Here is a 15,704-nt window from a genome sequence, read left to right on the forward strand (position 1 = left end):
CTCGAAGTTGTTTTCCGGCAGCGCTGCCGAACCATCAGCGCCCTGAATCTCCAGATTCCGGGTTCGCCGCTGCGCGGCGCCCCGGAATGACTCGCGCGATGGTACGTGAAGTCGTCCTACGACGCCTTCTTGCCGGACCTGCGCGATGATGATTTCCGGCCTGACGATTTTCGCGCGGTGGATGACTTCGACGACTTACGCCCCGACGAGGCCTTCGCGCCGATCCGCTTGCTGCTGGACTTGGTGGCCTTCGTGGTCGTCTTCTTCGTCGTCTTGCGGCCGGACTTCGATGCTTTCTTGGCGGAGGTCTTCGACGCCTTCTTGCCGGTCTTCTTCTTTGGCGCCTTCGCCCCTTCGGCGCGGGCTTCCGACAGACCAATCGCGATCGCCTGTTTGCGGCTCTTGACCTTCTTACCCGAGCCGCCGCTCTTCAGCGTCCCGGCCTTGCGCTTCTTCATCGCGCGGCCGACCTTGGCGGACGCTTTCTTGGAATATTTCCGGGCCATGATCTCCTCCCTATGGAACGATGATCAATGATGCCGATCCCCGATGGTTCCTTGGCGGAGCTATCAGTCCCGCTCGCCGTCCACGGCCGGTGCGCTCGCGAGCTTTTCGATAACGAACACGATCACCTCGTCGCTGCGTTCACTCGAGATGATACGATCGCCGGTCTCGCCGATCAGCACTGGAATATCGATCAGCGCCATCGGATCGGTGCAGCGGACTTCCAACAGATCGCCGGCCTGCAGACGCGGCAGTGCCTTGCGGGTCTTCAGCACCGGCAGCGGGCATTTCAGCCCGGTGAGATCGAGAACGGTCTTGGCCATGGCGGCGGACGATGACGAAGCCGCGGCGCGCGGTCAATCGCCTTCGGCCTCGTTCTTATTGCCGAGCCGCGCCATGGTGAGCTAACCACGGGCGTCGCGAAAGTCGCGACGCGGCGCGGAGTGCGCGATGTCTGATGTTCGACCACCCGCCGTGATCCTGGCCGGCGGCCTTGCCCGCCGGATGGGCGGCGGCGACAAACCGCTGCGGGCCATCGCGGGGCGACCGCTACTGGCGCACGTGATCGAGCGCCTCCAGCCCCAATGCGGCGCGCTGGCGCTCAACGCCAATGGCGACTCGGCCCGCTTCGAATCCTTCGGTCTGCCGGTGATTGCCGATGATGTGCAGGGCTTCCCCGGCCCGCTCGCCGGCGTGCTGGCGGCAATGGATTGGGCGGCGGAGCAGCAGCCACGTGCCGCCTGCGTCCTGACCGCACCGGGCGACTGCCCGTTCCTGCCGCGTGATCTGGTGGCGCGCCTCCATCAGGCACGGCTCGACGAGCATGCCGAGATTGCTGTCGCCGCCTCAGGCGGCCATCTGCATCCAGTAATCGCACTGTGGCCGGTAGCGATCCGCGACGCATTGCGGGCCGCACTGATCGAGGACGACATCCGCAAGGTCGAACGGTTCACCGCGCGCTATCCCTGCGCGGTGGTGGAGTGGCCTGTCACGCCATTCGACCCGTTCTTCAACGCCAACACGCCGGACGATATCGCCGAGGCCGAACGCATTGCGGCGGCCGATCAATAGCAGAACGTCTCCCCGTCATTGCGAGAAGCGTAGCGACGAAGCAATCCAGCACCGAGCACGGGGCTGGATTGCTTCGCTTCGCTCGCAATGGCGGAAGCGGTGCGTGCCGCTACGGCGTCAGCACCGCGCGGCCGACCAGCTTGCCCTTCTGCAGATCGATGAGCGCATCGTAAGCCTGCGGCAGCGCCACCTTGGTGACCGGGATCGGCGACACCTTCTTGGCGCGGACCAGATCGAGCAGCTCCTGGGTTTCGGCAAGATTGCCGACATAGCTGCCCTGGATGGTGATGGCGCGCATCGGGATGAACGGCAGCGCCCACGGCGCGCCGCCGCCGAACAAACCGACGATCACCAGCTTGCCGCCCTTGGTGAGACAATCGAAGCCGAGCTGCGCGGTCTGCGGATTGCCGACCAGATCCAGCGCACCGCGCACCGGGCCTTTGGCGATCGCCGCGATCTGCGCCAGCGCGTCCGGCGCGGCGCCGTCGACCGTGCCGAGCGCGCCGGCCTTCTGCGCCGCCTCGCGCTTGGCCGCGTCGATATCGACCATGATGGCGCCCTTGCCGCCCATCGCCTTGAGCAGCTCCAGCGCCATCAATCCGAGTCCGCCGGCACCGAAGATCACGATCGGGCTGTCGAGGCAGAAGTCGAGCTTCTTCAGCGCGCTGTAGGTGGTGATGCCGGAGCACGCATAGGGCGCTGCGGTCACCGGATCGAGCCCATCAAGGCTGAGCAGATAGCGCGGATGCGGCACGATCAGTTCGTCCGAGTAGCCGCCGTCGCAATACACCCCGAGAAACCGCGGCTTCAGACACATATTCTCGTCGCCGGCCTTGCAGACGTCGCATTCGCCGCAGCCGATCCACGGATACACCAACGCGACCTCGCCAATCTTGGCGTCCTTGGCGTCGGGACCGGCGGCGACGATTTCGCCGACGGTCTCGTGCCCCATCGTCAGCGGCAATGCGACGCCGCGATCGGCGAGCGACAACTTCTTGCGGCCGTGGCCGAGTTCGTAACCGCCTTCCCAGATGTGCAGATCGCTATGGCAGATGCCGGCGGCCTTGACGCGGACCAGCACTTGCGTGCCGGTCAGTTCCGGCGTCGGCCGGTTGTCCTCGCTCAACGGTTTGCCGAAATCGGTGACGCGAAAGCTCCTCATGGCGTAGTCTCCCGAGATTGTTCTTGTTTATCGTCGAAGCATGCCACGCCGCCGCACGGCCGTCGATGGCCGGTGCGGCTACGCCGCGCTGCGGAATTCGGCCGTAGTCTTCGCCACCAGATCGGCGATCGGCACGACGCCGCCGATGCCGGACGCCGAATGACCGGCGCTCCAGATATCGCGCCAGCGCTTCGGCCGGTCCTCCCGCGCACCGACGTCGATATCTTTGCCGATGTCGATGCCGCCGCGCTCCGGCAGATCGTCGGGATCGAGCCCGGCGGCGACGATCGACGGCCGCAGCATATTGGTCTGCAATCCAGTGAACGCTTTGGTGAGCAGGATATCGTCGGCGCTCGCCTCCACCAGCATTGCCTTGTAGCGCGGATCGGCGAGGCTCTCTTCCGTGGCGATGAACTTGGTGCCCATGTAGCCGAGGTCGCAGCCGAGCGTCATCGCGGCGCGCAGCGCGACGCCGTCACTGATGCCGCCGGCCAGCACGATCACGCCGTCGAAGAATTGCCGCACCGCACGCACGAAGGCGAACGGATTGAGCCAACCGGTCTGGCCCCCGGCACCGGCGGTGAGCAACACCAGGCCGTCAACTCCGGCCGCCACCGCGCGTTCGGCATGGCGGATGCTCGCAACGTCGGCGAGCACCATGGCGCCGACATCGTGCAGCGGCGCGATCACCGGCTGCGGCGAGCCGACGCTGGTGATCACCACCTCGGGCTTGTGCCGCAATAACAGCTGTAAATCGTCGCCGAGCCGCGCGTTGGAGCGATGCACGATCAGGTTCGGACACCACGGCGCGGCGCGCCGGCCGCTCGCGTGCTCGTGTGCCGCGATTCGGCGCGTGATCTCATCGAGCCAGCCCCCGAGTTGTTCCGTCGTGCGGCAATTCACCGTCGGAAATGATCCGATCACGCCGCTACTACACGCCGCAGCCACCAGATCGACGCCGGACACCAGAAACATCGGTGCCGCAATCAGCGGCAAACTGAGACGATCGCCGAAGCGCGCCAGACGGTCGGATGATTTCACGGCAGTTTCCTCCTGCTCTGTTTGCATCGGCCCTGGTCAGCCGTGCTAATGTGGTTGCCGAACATTGGCACGCCCAACAGCCGATGACAAAACACAAGGGAGACGAACGCCATGACTGCCGAGCTCAACGCTTTTCCGACTGCAGGCACGCAGACATTGCGGGCGCTGGCGCGCTATCCGTCGCGCACCGCGTTCGCCTGGCCCGGCGGCAGCTTGAGCTATCGCGGCGCCACCGACATGATCGGCAGCATCCAGAAGGTGTTCATGGGGCTCGGCCTGCCGCCGGGCACGCGGGTTGCGCTGCTCACCGCCAATCGCGCCGAGACCTGGTGCGCCGGCGTCGCCGCCCAGCTCTGCCGCTTCGCCATCACCTGGCTGCATCCGCTCGGCTCGCGCCAGGATCAGCTCGATCAGATCGAGGACTCCGAAGCTGCGGTGCTGATCATCGACGCCGCCGCCTTTCTGGAGCGCGGCGGCGAGCTGGCCGCCCAGGCCAGCGGCCTGCGCCACGTCTTCACCATCGGCCGCGCCGGCTACGGGCTCGATCTGCTCACCGCGCTGGAGCAGGCCGGCAGCGCCACGGCGCGCGACTTCGCTCAGCTCGATGATGTCGCGGTGCTGAACTACACCGGCGGCACCACCGGGAAATCCAAAGGAGCGCTGCGCCACCATCGCGAGAACGCCGGTTTCGCCAATGCGATCCTGGCCGATTTCGAAATCCCGTTCGATCCGCGCTATCTCACGGTGGCGCCGATCAGCCACGTTGCCGGCACCAAGGTGCTGCCGTCGCTGATCCGCGGCGGCACCATCCACATGATGAAGGGGTTCGATCCGGAAGCGGTGCTGCAGACGATCGAGCGCGAGAAGATCAACTTCACGCTGTTCGTGCCGACGATGATCTACGTGCTGCTCGATCATCCGGCGCTCGCCAAGACCGATCTGTCGTCGCTCGACCTGGTGCTGTACGGCGCCTCGCCGATGTCGCCGACGCGGCTGGTCGAAGGCATCGAGCGGATCGGGTCGGTGTTCTCGCAGCTCTACGGCCAGACCGAGTGCTATCCGGTGTCGGTGCTGCGCAAGGCCGATCACGATCCGAAGCAGCCGGAGCTGTTTCTGTCGTGCGGCTTCCCGATCGCGGCCTGCGATGCCCGGATTCTCGACGAGAACGATCAGGAAGTGCCGCTCGGCGAGGCCGGCGAGATCTGCGTGCGCGCGCCGCACGTGATGGCTGAATATTGGAAGCGTCCGGAGCAGACCGCCGAAACGCTGAAGAGCGGCTGGCTGCACACCGGCGACATCGCCAAGCAGGACGACCGCGGCTACATGTACATTCTCGACCGCAAGAAGGACATGATCGTGTCCGGCGGCTTCAACATCTTCCCGCGCGAGGTCGAGGACGTGTTGTCGACCCATCGGGACGTCGCGATGGTCGCGGTGGTCGGCGTGCCCGACGACAAATGGGGCGAAGCGGTCACCGCCGTCGTCGTCGCCAAGCCTGGCACCAAGCCCGACGAGCGCGAGTTGATCGAGCTGGTCAAGACCCGCAAGGGCTCGGCGCATGCGCCGAAACAGGTGCAGTTCGTCACCGAGCTGCCGATGACCGGCGTCGGCAAGATCGACAAGAAAGTGCTGCGCGCCGGCTTCTGGGCCGGTCGGGATCGGATGGTCGGGTAGTTCGCAATCCCGTCAATGGTCATTCCGGGGCGCGCGCAGCGCGAACCCGGAGTGACGACCTGGTACTACGACCGAAACAGCCGCGTGTACTGCGTCTCGTGGCGCAGGCTGGCGAGATCGGCGCGGAAGGTGGCGGTGCCGAGGTCGTCGAGCGACGCGGTCAGCGCTCGCGCGCCCGTCGCGATCACCGATGGCTCCAGCGCGGCGAGCACGCGCTGGCTGTCGGTCTGGCCGAGCGGGATCAGCCGCGCGCCGGCCGAGATCCAGTTCGACGTCACCGCGTGCAGGAAGCCGTGCAGCGTCGCCGGCAGCGGCACGCCGTGCGATGCGCTGACCACGCCGACCGCGACCGGATAGGCGATCGCCTCGCCGCATGCTGCCACGGCGCGGCCGAGGCCGTCGCTGTTCCATGCCTTGCGGGCGATCTCGATAAAGGCGCGGCCCTGCGACAGCGTCTCGAGCTGGCGCTCAGCCGAGGTGACGAACGCCGCGGCGAGTTCAGCGACGGCTAGCAGGCCGGCGTCGTCATGTCGCTCGGTGGCGCGGTAGGCATGGCAGAGCAGCACCGCGTCGCAGAATCCGGCGCCATGCTGCAGCATCGCGTCGAGCCAATCGCGCAAACTGGCGGCGCCTTCGACGTCGCCGGCCTCCACCGCCCATTCGATGCCGCTGGAATAAGAGAACGCGCCGACCGGGAACGCCGGCGACAGCCAAGTCATCAGCCGGAACAGCGCCGCGCTCTGCTGTGCGGGCAGCGGCTGCGCCGACGCCTCCGGCTCAGTGCTCATGCTTGTGAGAATGGCCGTGCGAATGCTGATGGCCGCAGCTCTCGTCATGGACATGATGGTCATGCCCCTGGTGATCATGCCCGCAACCGTGGCCGTGAGCGTGATCATGGGCGTGATCATGGTCGTGGCTGTGATCATGATGTGCATGACCATGATGCGCGTGGTCATGATGCGCATGATCGTGGTGGCCGTGCGCCGCATCGCCGCTGTCGTGCGCCGGTGCGTAGGCGCCGCCTTCCGGATCGAACGGCGCTTCGATCTCCACCACCTTGCCGCCGAGGCCGCGGACCATGTCGGCGATGACGTGGTCGCGGCGGATGCGCAGCGCCTTAGCCATCAGTTGCGTCGGCAGATGGCGGTTGCCGAGATGCCAGGCGAGCCGCACCAGATGTTGCGGATCGTGGCCGCGGATCTCGAGCAGCGGCTCCGGTGCCGCGACCACTTCCACCAGCCGGCCGTCTTCCAGCACCAGCGCGTCGCCGCCGCGCAGCGCCACCGCCTGCTCCAGATCGAGCAGGAACGAAAGTCCCCGCGTCCCGGTCATCGCCATGCGGCGGCGATGCCGGTCGTCGAAATCGAGCACGACGGTGTCGGCCGGGGTGGCGGTCCAGCGATGCTGGCCGCGGACGGCGGTGGCGCGGATCATGGAGTCTCCTATCTGGTCACGACGTTCGCCGGCGTGATGATTTCGATCTTGGGCGGCGCGGCGAAGCAGGTGACGGCGACGCGACCGAACGTCTTCATGTGCTCGGCCTTGCGATGCGGCTCCAGCGCTTCGGCGTTTTCCCACTGCTCGACGAACACCATCTTGCCGGGATCGGTGACGCTCTCGTGCAGGTCGTAGGCGATGTTGCCGGGCTCCTTGCGCGTCTCGGCGATGCAGGCTTTGGCAGCGACGATCAGTTCGGCACGCATTTCGGGCTTCACGGTCAAAGTGGCGACGACATAGATCACGAATATTCCTCCCGGCGGTTTGTGTCTGCAAGGCCGGACATGGCGCCGGCGCGCGGGACATTAGGCGGATGCGGCGGGGATGCAAAGGGGCGGCTCAACCGCGTCGACGCGCCACGCGACGGTCATTCCGGGATGCGCGCAAACGCGCGCTGTTGCACAGAGATGGATCGCCGGGTCAAGTGTTCAGCCCGGAGACATGACCTACGGGTGTTCGGAGACATAGTCGACGCATCATAGTGGCTGGATTTGGCGGTTGGAGGCCAAGTCCATGCCCTGGCGTGAGGTGTCGGCGGTGGATCAGAGACGAGAGTTCGTCCGGCTTGCGATGCAGGAGGGAGCGAACCGGCGGGAGTTGTGCCGGCGGTTCGGCATTCATTGGACGACCGGCTACAAATGGTTGGAGCGATGCGCGGCCGGAGGTGATGTCGTCGACCTATCGCGGCGGCCGCACGAAAGCCCGCGGCAAACCTCGGCGGCGTGCGAGGCACAGGTGCTGGCGGTTCGCGATGCGCATCCAGCGTGGGGGGCGCGCAAGATCGCTAGCTCGATGAAGCGGTCCGGACACAGCGCTCCGGCGGTGTCGACGATCCACGAGATCCTGCGCCGGCACGGCCGGATCAAGCCTGCCGCCGGCGGTCCACCGGCGACGCTGCGGTTCGAGATGCCGGCACCGAACATGCTTTGGCAGATGGACTTCAAAGGCTGGGTTCGGCTCGGCAACGACGTCCGCTGCCATCCGCTGACCGTGGTGGACGATCACTCACGCTACGATCTGTGCCTCCAGGCTTGCGCCGATCAGCGCGGCGAAACCGTGCAGGACAGGCTGCAAACGACGTTCCGGCACTACGGCTTGCCCGACACGATCTTCGTCGACAACGGCTCGCCGTGGTCGGATAGTTCCGGCGAGCGCTGGACGTGGTTTTCGGTGTGGCTGCTCAAGCTCGGCATCAGCGTGATCCGCAGCCGTCCCTATCACCCGCAGAGCCGCGGCAAGAACGAGCGCTTCCATCGCACGCTGGACGACGAGGTGTTTGCGCTGCGGCCCTTGCGCGACCTCGCCGAGGCGCAACGTGCCTTCGACTCCTGGCGCGAGGTGTACAACTTCGAGCGCCCTCACGAGTCGCTAGGCCAGCTGGTGCCTGCTGATCGCTACCAACCGAGCCGGCGTTCTCTGCCGGACCGCCTGCCGGCTCCAGAATACGATGAGCGCGACATCGTCCGCTCCGTCCCGAAAACCAAGGCCTATGTCAGCTTCAAAGGTCGTTTGTGGAAGGTGCCGCAAGCCTTCGCCGGAGAGCGCTTGGCCATCAGGCCGCTCTCCACCGACGGCAAATACGGCGTGTTCTTCGCCGCCCACCAAGTCGCCACCATCGACTTGACGGCGGAAAAGGTGTCGGTCATGTCTCCGAACACGTGTCGACTATGTCTCCGGGCTGAACATCAAGCCCGGCGATGACGCAATGAATGCTGCCCCGCTTCAGAACATGAAGTAGCGCTGCGCCAGCGGCAGCACTTCGGCCGGGGCGCAGGTGAGCAGTTCGCCGTCGGCGCGGACTTCGTAGGTCTCGGGATCGACTTCGAGCTTCGGCGTGGCGTCGTTGTGGATCATGCTCTTCTTGGAGATGCCGCCGCGGACGTTGCTAATCGGGACCAGCTTCTTGGCGATGCCGAGGTCGCGGGCGAGATTGCCGGCAGCGGCGGCCTGCGAGGTGAACACCACCGACGACGCGGTCAACGCCCTGCCGAAGGCGCCGAACATCGGCTGATAGTGCACCGGCTGCGGCGTCGGGATCGAGGCGTTGGGATCGCCCATCGGCGCCGCGACGATGCTGCCACCCTTGATGATGCAGTCCGGCTTGACGCCGAAGAAAGCCGGCGACCACAGCACGAGGTCTGCCATCTTGCCCTTTTCGACCGAACCGATCAGCTTCGACACGCCATGCGCGATCGCCGGGTTGATCGTGTACTTGGCGATGTAGCGTTTGACCCGGAAGTTATCATTCCGCGCCGAGTCCTGCGGCAGCGCGCCGCGCTGCTTCTTCATTTTGTCGGCGGTCTGCCAGGTGCGGATGATCACTTCGCCGAGCCGGCCCATCGCCTGACTGTCCGACGACATCATCGACAGCGCGCCGAGGTCGTGCAGGATGTCTTCGGCCGCGATCGTCTCCTTGCGGATGCGGCTCTCCGCAAAGGCGAGATCCTCGGCGATCGACGGATCGAGATGGTGGCACACCATCAGCATGTCGAGATGCTCATCGATGGTGTTCTTGGTGAACGGCCGCGTCGGATTGGTCGACGACGGCAGCACGTTGTCGAGGCTCGCGACCTTGATGATGTCCGGCGCGTGGCCGCCGCCGGCGCCTTCAGTGTGGAAGGCGTGAATGGTGCGGCCCTTGAACGCCTTCACGGTGTCTTCGACGAAACCCGACTCGTTGAGCGTGTCGGTGTGGATCATCACCTGGATGTCGTATTCGTCGGCGACGGTGAGGCAATTGTCGATCGCCGCCGGCGTCGTGCCCCAGTCCTCGTGCAGCTTGAGCGCGCAGGCCCCGCCTTCGATCATTTCCTTCAGCGGCCCGGGCAGCGCGGCGTTGCCCTTGCCGGAGATGCCGAGATTGACCGGAAACGCATCGAACGACTGAATCATCCGGCCGATGTGCCATGGGCCCGGGGTGCAGGTCGTTGCAAAGGTGCCGTGCGACGGGCCGGTGCCGCCGCCCAGCATCGTGGTGACGCCGCTCATCAGCGCATGTTCGATCTGCTGCGGGCAGATGAAATGGATGTGGCTGTCGAAGCCTCCGGCGGTGAGGATCTTGCCTTCGCCGGCGATCACGTCGGTGCCGGGACCGATGATGATATCGACATTGGGCTGAATGTCCGGATTACCGGCCTTGCCGATCGCGGTGATCACGCCGGCCGTGATGGCAACGTCGGCTTTGACGATGCCCCAATGGTCGACGATCAGCGCGTTGGTGATCACCGTATCGGCGGCGCCGCCCTTGTTGGTCACCTGCGACTGGCCCATGCCGTCGCGGATCACCTTGCCGCCGCCGAATTTCACCTCTTCGCCGTAAGTGGTGAGATCCTTCTCGACCTCGACGATCAGATCGGTGTCGGCGAGCCGGACGCGGTCGCCGGTGGTCGGGCCGAACATGTCGGCATAGACGGAACGTGCAATCTTGGTGCTCACAACACGGCCCTCCCGCGCGCGGCGGTTTCGTCGAATAAACGTTCGAGGTGATCGTTGACGCCGCGGCAACCGGCCGCGACCTTTTCGGCCCAATCGAGATAGTCGAGCAGCCGGTCGCGTTCCCAATCGTCCGGCGGCGACAGGATCAGCGAGCGAAGATTGCTGATCTTGTCCGCGAGCTTGATCATCTTGGCGCGCGGCGCCAGATGCGGCGCGTGCTCGATCTGCAGCCGCTTGCGCTCGGCCTTCGGCAGCGTCTTGTCGTCAGTGCAGGCGACCACCAGCTCGGCGACGTCTTCGCTAAACAGCTCGGCGAGATCGTCGCGCGTGACGCCGGTGTCCTCGATGGTGTCGTGCAGCCAGCCGGCGGCCACCAGCGGCGCATCGGCGCCCTCCGTCGCGACCGTCAGCAACAGCGCGACTTCGGCGAGGTGATTGACGTAAGGCTCCTTATCGGCGCCCTTGCGCCGCGTCCCGGCATGTTTTCGCGCGGCGAAGTCGGCAGCGCGAGACACCAGCACGAGATCGGTCATTACAGCTTGCCCATCACGTCGCCGCGGAAGCCGTAGATGGTGCGGCTGCCGGCGAGCGCGACCAGCTGGACGTCGCGGCTCTGGCCGGGCTCGAAGCGCACGGCGGTGCCGGCCGCGATGTCGAGCCGCATGCCGCGGGCCTTGTCGCGGTCGAATTGCAGCGCCGGGTTGGTTTCGAAGAAATGATAGTGCGAGCCGACCTGGATCGGCCGGTCGCCGCTGTTGGCCACCGTCAGCGTCACCGTGGCGCGCCCGGCGTTGAGCTCGATCTCGCCGTCTTCGATGAACAGTTCACCGGGGATCATCGATTTTCTCCACAACAGGCGTCATTGCGAGCGAAGCGAAGCAATCCAGAGCCGCACGCGTGGCCCTGGATTGCTTCGTCGCTGCGCTCCTCGCAATGACGAACGAAAGAGCCTTCGAAACGACGGCACATCGCCACTACCTGATCGGCTGGTGCACGGTGACGAGCTTGGTGCCGTCGGGGAATGTGGCTTCGACCTGGATGTCGTGAATCATTTCGGCGATGCCGTCCATGCACTGGTCGCGCGTGATCACCTGGGCGCCGGCGTGCATCAGTTCGGCGACGCTGCGGCCGTCGCGCGCGCCCTCGACGATGAAATCGGTGATCAGCGCCACGGCCTCGGGATGGTTGAGCTTGACGCCGCGCTCGAGCCGGCGGCGGGCGACCATCGCTGCCATCGAGACCAGCAGCTTGTCCTTTTCGCGGGGGGAGAGGTTCATGAAGGCACTCGATCGAATGAGCCTGAAATTCGGACGTGACGCAGGATCAACTCAGCCACAGCCGCGGCAGCGCGCGGCCGGCGGCGCGGCCGAGAACAGTCATCATGTCGGCGCGCAGCTTCGCGGCATTTTGAGCGCAGAACCGGGCCATTGCAAACCCATTCCACGCCGAAATCCCAACCTCGGCGCCGAACGTATCGGCCGCCTCACGCAGCCGTTCGACCAGCGCCGCATCGCCCGGCACGATCAGCGCCGTGCCGATCGCGACACCGGCTTTGGCCACTGCAGGGCGTGCCAAGAGGGCACCGATCTCGCCATCGAGCCGCACGGTTTCGGCGAACAGCAATTTGCCGCCGCGCCGCATCCGCCAGCGGTCGACGAAGCGGCCGTGCTGCATGGTCTCCCCCATCGCCGAGCGGCCGAAGATCACCATCTCGGACAGCAACAGCGAAGCATCGTCCGCAAGCTCGATATCGATCCGTCGCTCGGCGCGGGCCTGATCGAACAGGATGGTCTCCTGCGGCAGCCACGCCAGATGGCCGCCGCTCGCGACCTTGAGGGTGATATCGAGCTGCGCGGCGGGGCCGTGCGAGCGATACACCTTCTCGGCCGCCGCCGTGGTCAGCGTCAGCCGCGCATCGGCCTGAACGTCGAGGCTGATGCCGAAGCGATCCCCACCGGCGACGCCGCCCGCGGTATTCACCAGCACAGCCGACAGCCCCTGCAGCTCCGGCGATGGAAAGCGCACCCGGAGCGATCCGGCTTCGTGCACCGGTCCGCGCCGCGTGACGCCGCCATCCGCCCGCACCTCGACGGCGACTTCGCCGACCGCGCGATTGGCGGCGAAGGTCGGCGAGGTGGTGAGGCTGGTATCCGCGATCATGCCGAGTATCCGCGGCGGCGCCACAACGGCAGCGCGCTCCCTCGCCCCGCTGTTGCGGGGAGAGGGTTGGGGTGAGGGGCGACGCGGGTCGCAGGCTCTCGGCTCTGCGGAAGCGCCCCCTTACCCGATCGGCATCGCTGCGCGACGCCGATCGACCTCTCCCCGCGCGCGGGGAGAGGTGAAGAGCGGCGCGCGTGGTTATGCCGAAGCTGATAAGTCAAAGCCGTCCTACAGCGCCATCTGCCGGCTGATCTCGGCTTGGTCGAGGCTGGCGCGGTCGCAGGTGTATTTCACTGCGCCGCGATCCATCACCGCGAAATTGTCGCCGAGTTCGCAGGCGAAATCGAGATACTGTTCGACCAGCACAATGGCGATGTTGCCGAGATTGCGCAAATACGAAATCGCCCGGCCGATGTCCTTGATGATCGACGGTTGAATGCCCTCGGTCGGCTCGTCGAGCAGCAGCACCTTGGGCCGCATCACCAGCGCGCGGCCGATCGCGAGCTGCTGCTGCTGGCCGCCGGACAGATCGCCGCCTCGCCGCTTCAGCATCGAATTGAGCACCGGAAACAGCGAGAACACGTCGTCGGGGATCGACTTGTCGGCGCGCTTCAGCGGCGCATAGCCGGTCTTGAGGTTTTCTTCGACCGTGAGCAGCGGAAAGATCTCGCGGCCCTGCGGCACCAGCGAGATGCCGCGCCGCGCCCGCTCATACGGCTTCAGATGCGAGATGTCGGTGCCGTCGAAGGTGATTGCTCCGGACGAGATCGGCTGCTGTCCCACCAGCGCACGCAGCAGGCTGGTCTTGCCGACGCCGTTGCGGCCGAGCACACACGTGACCTTGCCGGGCTCCGCCGCGATCGACACCCCGCGGAGCGCCTGCGCGGCGCCGTAGTACAGATTGATATTGTCGACGGTGAGCATGGGTTCGTCCTCAATATGTAGCTTCAGCAAGAGCCGGCGTACTTTGCCCGGCCGCCATCCCGCCCACGGACGTCATCCCCCGCGCATGCGGGGGATCCAGTACGCCGCAGCGTTGCGGTGAACACGCGGCTCCCTGGGATACTGGGTCGCCCGCCTGCGCGGGCGATGACGGTGCAGCGTGGGGAGACGGCGCGAGAAACAACCCAGCAAGAATCATCATCACCGCCCCAGATACACTTCGACGACGCGCTCGTTGGCCGAGACGTCGTCGATCGAGCCTTCGGCCAGTACGGTGCCTTCGTGCAGGCACGTGACTTTAACGCCGAGCTCGCGCACGAAGGTCATGTCGTGCTCGACCACCATCACGGTCTTGTCGTGGCGGTTGATCTCGCGCAGCAGCTCCGCGGTCTGCTGGGTCTCGACGTCGGTCATGCCGGCGACCGGTTCGTCGACCAGCAACACCTTGGGGTCCTGCGCCAGTAGCATGCCGATCTCCAGCCACTGCTTCTGGCCGTGCGACAGCGAGCCGGCGAGCCGGTCGCGGGCGTCGCGCAGGCGGATGATGTCGAGCACGCGCTCGATCCGCTCGCTCTCGTCCCTGCTCCGCCGCCAGAACAGCGTGCCGCGGACGCTGTGATCGACGTTGAGGGCCAACAGCAGATTGTCTTCGATGGTCTGGCTTTCGAACACCGTCGGCTTCTGAAATTTGCGGCCGATGCCGAGCTTGGCGATCTCGGTCTCGTCGAGCTTGGTGAGGTCGACGGTGCCATCGAACACCACCTCGCCTTTGTCCGGCTTGGTCTTGCCGGTGATGATATCCATCATCGTGGTCTTGCCGGCGCCGTTCGGGCCGATGATCGCCCGCATCTCGCCGGGCTCCAGCGTCAGCGACAGGTTGTTGATGGCGTGAAAGCCATCGAACGAGACGTGCACACCGTCGAGATACAGCATCGCCGATGTCGAGCGGGTTTCGAGCATACTCATGACGTCACTCCGCCGGCTTCGGTTGAATCACGCCGTCTTCCCGCGCCGCGCTGTCCGCGGTGTCGGTCGGCGGCAGCTTGCGCGAGGCCAGCCACGCATTGACGGTGCCGACGATGCCCTTCGGCAGCAGCAGCGTCACCGCCACGAACAGCGCGCCGAGCATGAACAACCAATACGGCGCCAGCGGCCCGGAGGTGAACACCGTCTTGGCGTAGTTGACGACGATCGCACCCAGCGCGGCGCCCACCAGCGTGCCGCGACCGCCGACCGCGACCCAGATCACCGCCTCGATCGAGTTGGCGGGGGCGAATTCGCTCGGGTTGATGATGCCGACCTGCGGGACGTACAGCGCGCCCGCGACGCCGGCCATGCACGCCGACAGCGTGAACACGAACAGCTTGTAGGACTCGACACGATAGCCGAGGAACCGGGTGCGGCTTTCGGCATCGCGGATCGCGATCAGCACCTTGCCAAGCTTGGAGGTAACGACCGCCCGGCAGATGAAGAAGCCGATCGCCAGCGCCAAACAGCTCAGCATGAACAGCGCCGCGCGGGTGCCGTCGGCCTGGACGTTGAAGCCGAGGATGTCCTTGAAATCGGTCAGGCCGTTATTGCCGCCGAAACCGAAATCGTTGCGGAAGAACGCCAGCAGCAACGCATAGGTCATCGCTTGGGTGATGATCGACAGATACACGCCGGTGACGCGGGAGCGGAACGCCAGCCAGCCGAAGCAGAAGGCGAGCAGGCCCGGCACCAGCAGCACCATCACGGCCGCGAACCAGAACATGTCGAAGCCGTACCAGTACCAGGGCAGCTCCTTCCAGTTCAGGAACACCATGAAGTCCGGAAGGGTCGGATTGGCATAGACGCCGCGGGTGCCGATCTGGCGCATCAGATACATGCCCATCGCGTAGCCGCCGAGCGCGAAGAAAGCGCCGTGGCCGAGCGAGAGGATGCCGCAATAGCCCCAGATCAGATCGATCGACAGCGCGAGCAACGCGTAGCAGACGTATTTGCCGAACAGCGAGATCAGATAGGTCGGCACATGCAGCGCCGACGACTCCGGCGTCAGCAGATTGAGCAGCGGCAGCAGGATTCCGATCGCAGCGAGCAGCACCAGAAAGATCGTCGCCCCGCGATCGAGCGAGCGGGTGAGGATGTGCGGAGTCATGACGCCACCCCTCCGTCATTGCGAGGAGCCCCCGGATCGGCGCTTCGCGCCGTCCGAGGACAGGCTCCGCGACGAAGCAAT

The 15,704-nt window shown here is 65.8% G+C and carries 17 protein-coding genes and 1 pseudogene; 3 read left to right on the forward strand and 15 right to left on the reverse strand.

What is annotated here, in order from left to right; all coding sequences use genetic code 11:
- Positions 1-116: 116 nt before the first annotated feature.
- Both HZF03_RS24505 and HZF03_RS18455 read right to left on the reverse strand, forming a co-directional pair.
- Positions 117-506, reverse strand: coding sequence for a DUF6496 domain-containing protein (locus tag HZF03_RS24505; protein WP_119017905.1), 390 nt, complete (start codon positions 504-506; stop codon positions 117-119).
- Positions 507-569: 63 nt separating this feature from the next.
- Entirely contained in the window at positions 570-827 is a 258-nt protein-coding gene (locus HZF03_RS18455) for a sulfurtransferase TusA family protein (protein WP_119017904.1), read from the reverse strand.
- A gap of 127 nt (positions 828-954) precedes the next feature.
- On the opposite strand from HZF03_RS18455, the gene mobA reads away from it, so the two are divergent.
- Positions 955-1,575, forward strand: a complete 621-nt coding sequence (gene mobA / locus HZF03_RS18460; RefSeq protein WP_119017903.1) for a molybdenum cofactor guanylyltransferase MobA — start codon at positions 955-957, stop codon at positions 1,573-1,575.
- Positions 1,576-1,684: 109 nt separating this feature from the next.
- On the opposite strand, the gene HZF03_RS18465 is transcribed toward mobA, so the two are convergent.
- Positions 1,685-2,737, reverse strand: a complete 1,053-nt coding sequence (locus HZF03_RS18465) for an alcohol dehydrogenase (RefSeq protein WP_119017902.1) — start codon at positions 2,735-2,737, stop codon at positions 1,685-1,687.
- Between the two features lie 78 nt (positions 2,738-2,815).
- Entirely contained in the window at positions 2,816-3,805 is a 990-nt protein-coding gene (locus tag HZF03_RS18470; RefSeq protein ID WP_179906190.1) for an NAD(P)H-dependent flavin oxidoreductase, read from the reverse strand.
- An 84-nt stretch (positions 3,806-3,889) separates the two neighbouring features.
- On the opposite strand from HZF03_RS18470, the gene HZF03_RS18475 reads away from it, so the two are divergent.
- Complete coding sequence (locus HZF03_RS18475) at positions 3,890-5,452, forward strand: AMP-binding protein (protein WP_119017901.1); 1,563 nt, start codon at positions 3,890-3,892, stop codon at positions 5,450-5,452.
- 65 nt (positions 5,453-5,517) lie between these two features.
- On the opposite strand, the gene HZF03_RS18480 is transcribed toward HZF03_RS18475, so the two are convergent.
- From HZF03_RS18480 to HZF03_RS18490, 3 genes are read right to left on the reverse strand one after another with little or no spacing between them, the layout of a single operon-like run.
- Entirely contained in the window at positions 5,518-6,240 is a 723-nt protein-coding gene (locus tag HZF03_RS18480) for an urease accessory protein UreF (RefSeq protein ID WP_119017900.1), read from the reverse strand.
- Entirely contained in the window at positions 6,230-6,886 is a 657-nt protein-coding gene (locus HZF03_RS18485) for an urease accessory protein UreE (protein WP_119017899.1), read from the reverse strand. Before HZF03_RS18485 ends, HZF03_RS18480 begins: the two co-directional genes overlap by 11 nt.
- Before the next feature lie 8 nt (positions 6,887-6,894).
- Positions 6,895-7,194, reverse strand: a complete 300-nt coding sequence (locus HZF03_RS18490; RefSeq protein WP_119017898.1) for a putative quinol monooxygenase — start codon at positions 7,192-7,194, stop codon at positions 6,895-6,897.
- Between the two features lie 268 nt (positions 7,195-7,462).
- Between HZF03_RS18490 and HZF03_RS18495 the strand changes: the two are divergent.
- A pseudogene (locus HZF03_RS18495) lies at positions 7,463-8,631 on the forward strand (IS481-like element ISRpa3 family transposase).
- 40 nt (positions 8,632-8,671) lie between these two features.
- Here HZF03_RS18495 and ureC read toward each other — a convergent pair.
- The 8 genes from ureC to urtC form a co-directional block, all read right to left on the reverse strand.
- Positions 8,672-10,384: an urease subunit alpha gene (gene ureC, locus HZF03_RS18500; RefSeq protein WP_119020067.1), complete on the reverse strand. Its 1,713-nt coding sequence runs from the start codon at positions 10,382-10,384 to the stop codon at positions 8,672-8,674.
- Positions 10,381-10,917, reverse strand: a complete 537-nt coding sequence (locus tag HZF03_RS18505) for an HD domain-containing protein (protein ID WP_107345418.1) — start codon at positions 10,915-10,917, stop codon at positions 10,381-10,383. The genes ureC and HZF03_RS18505 overlap by 4 nt, the downstream gene beginning before the upstream one ends.
- Positions 10,917-11,222: an urease subunit beta gene (locus HZF03_RS18510; protein ID WP_119020068.1), complete on the reverse strand. Its 306-nt coding sequence runs from the start codon at positions 11,220-11,222 to the stop codon at positions 10,917-10,919. Before HZF03_RS18510 ends, HZF03_RS18505 begins: the two co-directional genes overlap by 1 nt.
- Positions 11,223-11,358: 136 nt before the next feature.
- A complete protein-coding gene (locus tag HZF03_RS18515; protein WP_011159202.1) occupies positions 11,359-11,661 on the reverse strand; it encodes an urease subunit gamma in 303 nt (100 codons plus the stop codon).
- 46 nt (positions 11,662-11,707) lie between these two features.
- Positions 11,708-12,544: an urease accessory protein UreD gene (locus HZF03_RS18520; protein ID WP_165858186.1), complete on the reverse strand. Its 837-nt coding sequence runs from the start codon at positions 12,542-12,544 to the stop codon at positions 11,708-11,710.
- Positions 12,545-12,772: 228 nt separating this feature from the next.
- Positions 12,773-13,468, reverse strand: coding sequence for an urea ABC transporter ATP-binding subunit UrtE (gene urtE / locus HZF03_RS18525; RefSeq protein ID WP_119020070.1), 696 nt, complete (start codon positions 13,466-13,468; stop codon positions 12,773-12,775).
- Between the two features lie 219 nt (positions 13,469-13,687).
- Positions 13,688-14,452, reverse strand: coding sequence for an urea ABC transporter ATP-binding protein UrtD (gene urtD / locus HZF03_RS18530; RefSeq protein ID WP_119019507.1), 765 nt, complete (start codon positions 14,450-14,452; stop codon positions 13,688-13,690).
- Positions 14,453-14,456: 4 nt separating this feature from the next.
- Positions 14,457-15,623: an urea ABC transporter permease subunit UrtC gene (gene urtC, locus HZF03_RS18535; protein WP_119019508.1), complete on the reverse strand. Its 1,167-nt coding sequence runs from the start codon at positions 15,621-15,623 to the stop codon at positions 14,457-14,459.
- Between the last annotated feature and the right edge of the window lie 81 nt (positions 15,624-15,704).

It is taken from the genome of Rhodopseudomonas palustris, assembly GCF_013415845.1.
Lineage (GTDB): Bacteria > Pseudomonadota > Alphaproteobacteria > Rhizobiales > Xanthobacteraceae > Rhodopseudomonas > Rhodopseudomonas palustris_F.

What these genes read in the sequence shown, in the direction of transcription:
- HZF03_RS24505 (WP_119017905.1), bottom strand. Translation starts at nt 506, where the DNA reads ATGGCCCGGAAATATTCCAAGAAAGCGTCCGCCAAGGTCGGCCGCGCG.
- HZF03_RS18455 (WP_119017904.1), bottom strand. Translation starts at nt 827, where the DNA reads ATGGCCAAGACCGTTCTCGATCTCACCGGGCTGAAATGCCCGCTGCCG.
- mobA (WP_119017903.1), top strand. Translation starts at nt 955, where the DNA reads ATGTCTGATGTTCGACCACCCGCCGTGATCCTGGCCGGCGGCCTTGCC.
- HZF03_RS18465 (WP_119017902.1), bottom strand. Translation starts at nt 2,737, where the DNA reads ATGAGGAGCTTTCGCGTCACCGATTTCGGCAAACCGTTGAGCGAGGAC.
- HZF03_RS18470 (WP_179906190.1), bottom strand. Translation starts at nt 3,805, where the DNA reads ATGCAAACAGAGCAGGAGGAAACTGCCGTGAAATCATCCGACCGTCTG.
- HZF03_RS18475 (WP_119017901.1), top strand. Translation starts at nt 3,890, where the DNA reads ATGACTGCCGAGCTCAACGCTTTTCCGACTGCAGGCACGCAGACATTG.
- HZF03_RS18480 (WP_119017900.1), bottom strand. Translation starts at nt 6,240, where the DNA reads ATGAGCACTGAGCCGGAGGCGTCGGCGCAGCCGCTGCCCGCACAGCAG.
- HZF03_RS18485 (WP_119017899.1), bottom strand. Translation starts at nt 6,886, where the DNA reads ATGATCCGCGCCACCGCCGTCCGCGGCCAGCATCGCTGGACCGCCACC.
- HZF03_RS18505 (WP_107345418.1), bottom strand. Translation starts at nt 10,917, where the DNA reads ATGACCGATCTCGTGCTGGTGTCTCGCGCTGCCGACTTCGCCGCGCGA.
- HZF03_RS18510 (WP_119020068.1), bottom strand. Translation starts at nt 11,222, where the DNA reads ATGATCCCCGGTGAACTGTTCATCGAAGACGGCGAGATCGAGCTCAAC.
- HZF03_RS18515 (WP_011159202.1), bottom strand. Translation starts at nt 11,661, where the DNA reads ATGAACCTCTCCCCCCGCGAAAAGGACAAGCTGCTGGTCTCGATGGCA.
- HZF03_RS18520 (WP_165858186.1), bottom strand. Translation starts at nt 12,544, where the DNA reads ATGATCGCGGATACCAGCCTCACCACCTCGCCGACCTTCGCCGCCAAT.
- urtE (WP_119020070.1), bottom strand. Translation starts at nt 13,468, where the DNA reads ATGCTCACCGTCGACAATATCAATCTGTACTACGGCGCCGCGCAGGCG.
- urtD (WP_119019507.1), bottom strand. Translation starts at nt 14,452, where the DNA reads ATGAGTATGCTCGAAACCCGCTCGACATCGGCGATGCTGTATCTCGAC.
- urtC (WP_119019508.1), bottom strand. Translation starts at nt 15,623, where the DNA reads ATGACTCCGCACATCCTCACCCGCTCGCTCGATCGCGGGGCGACGATC.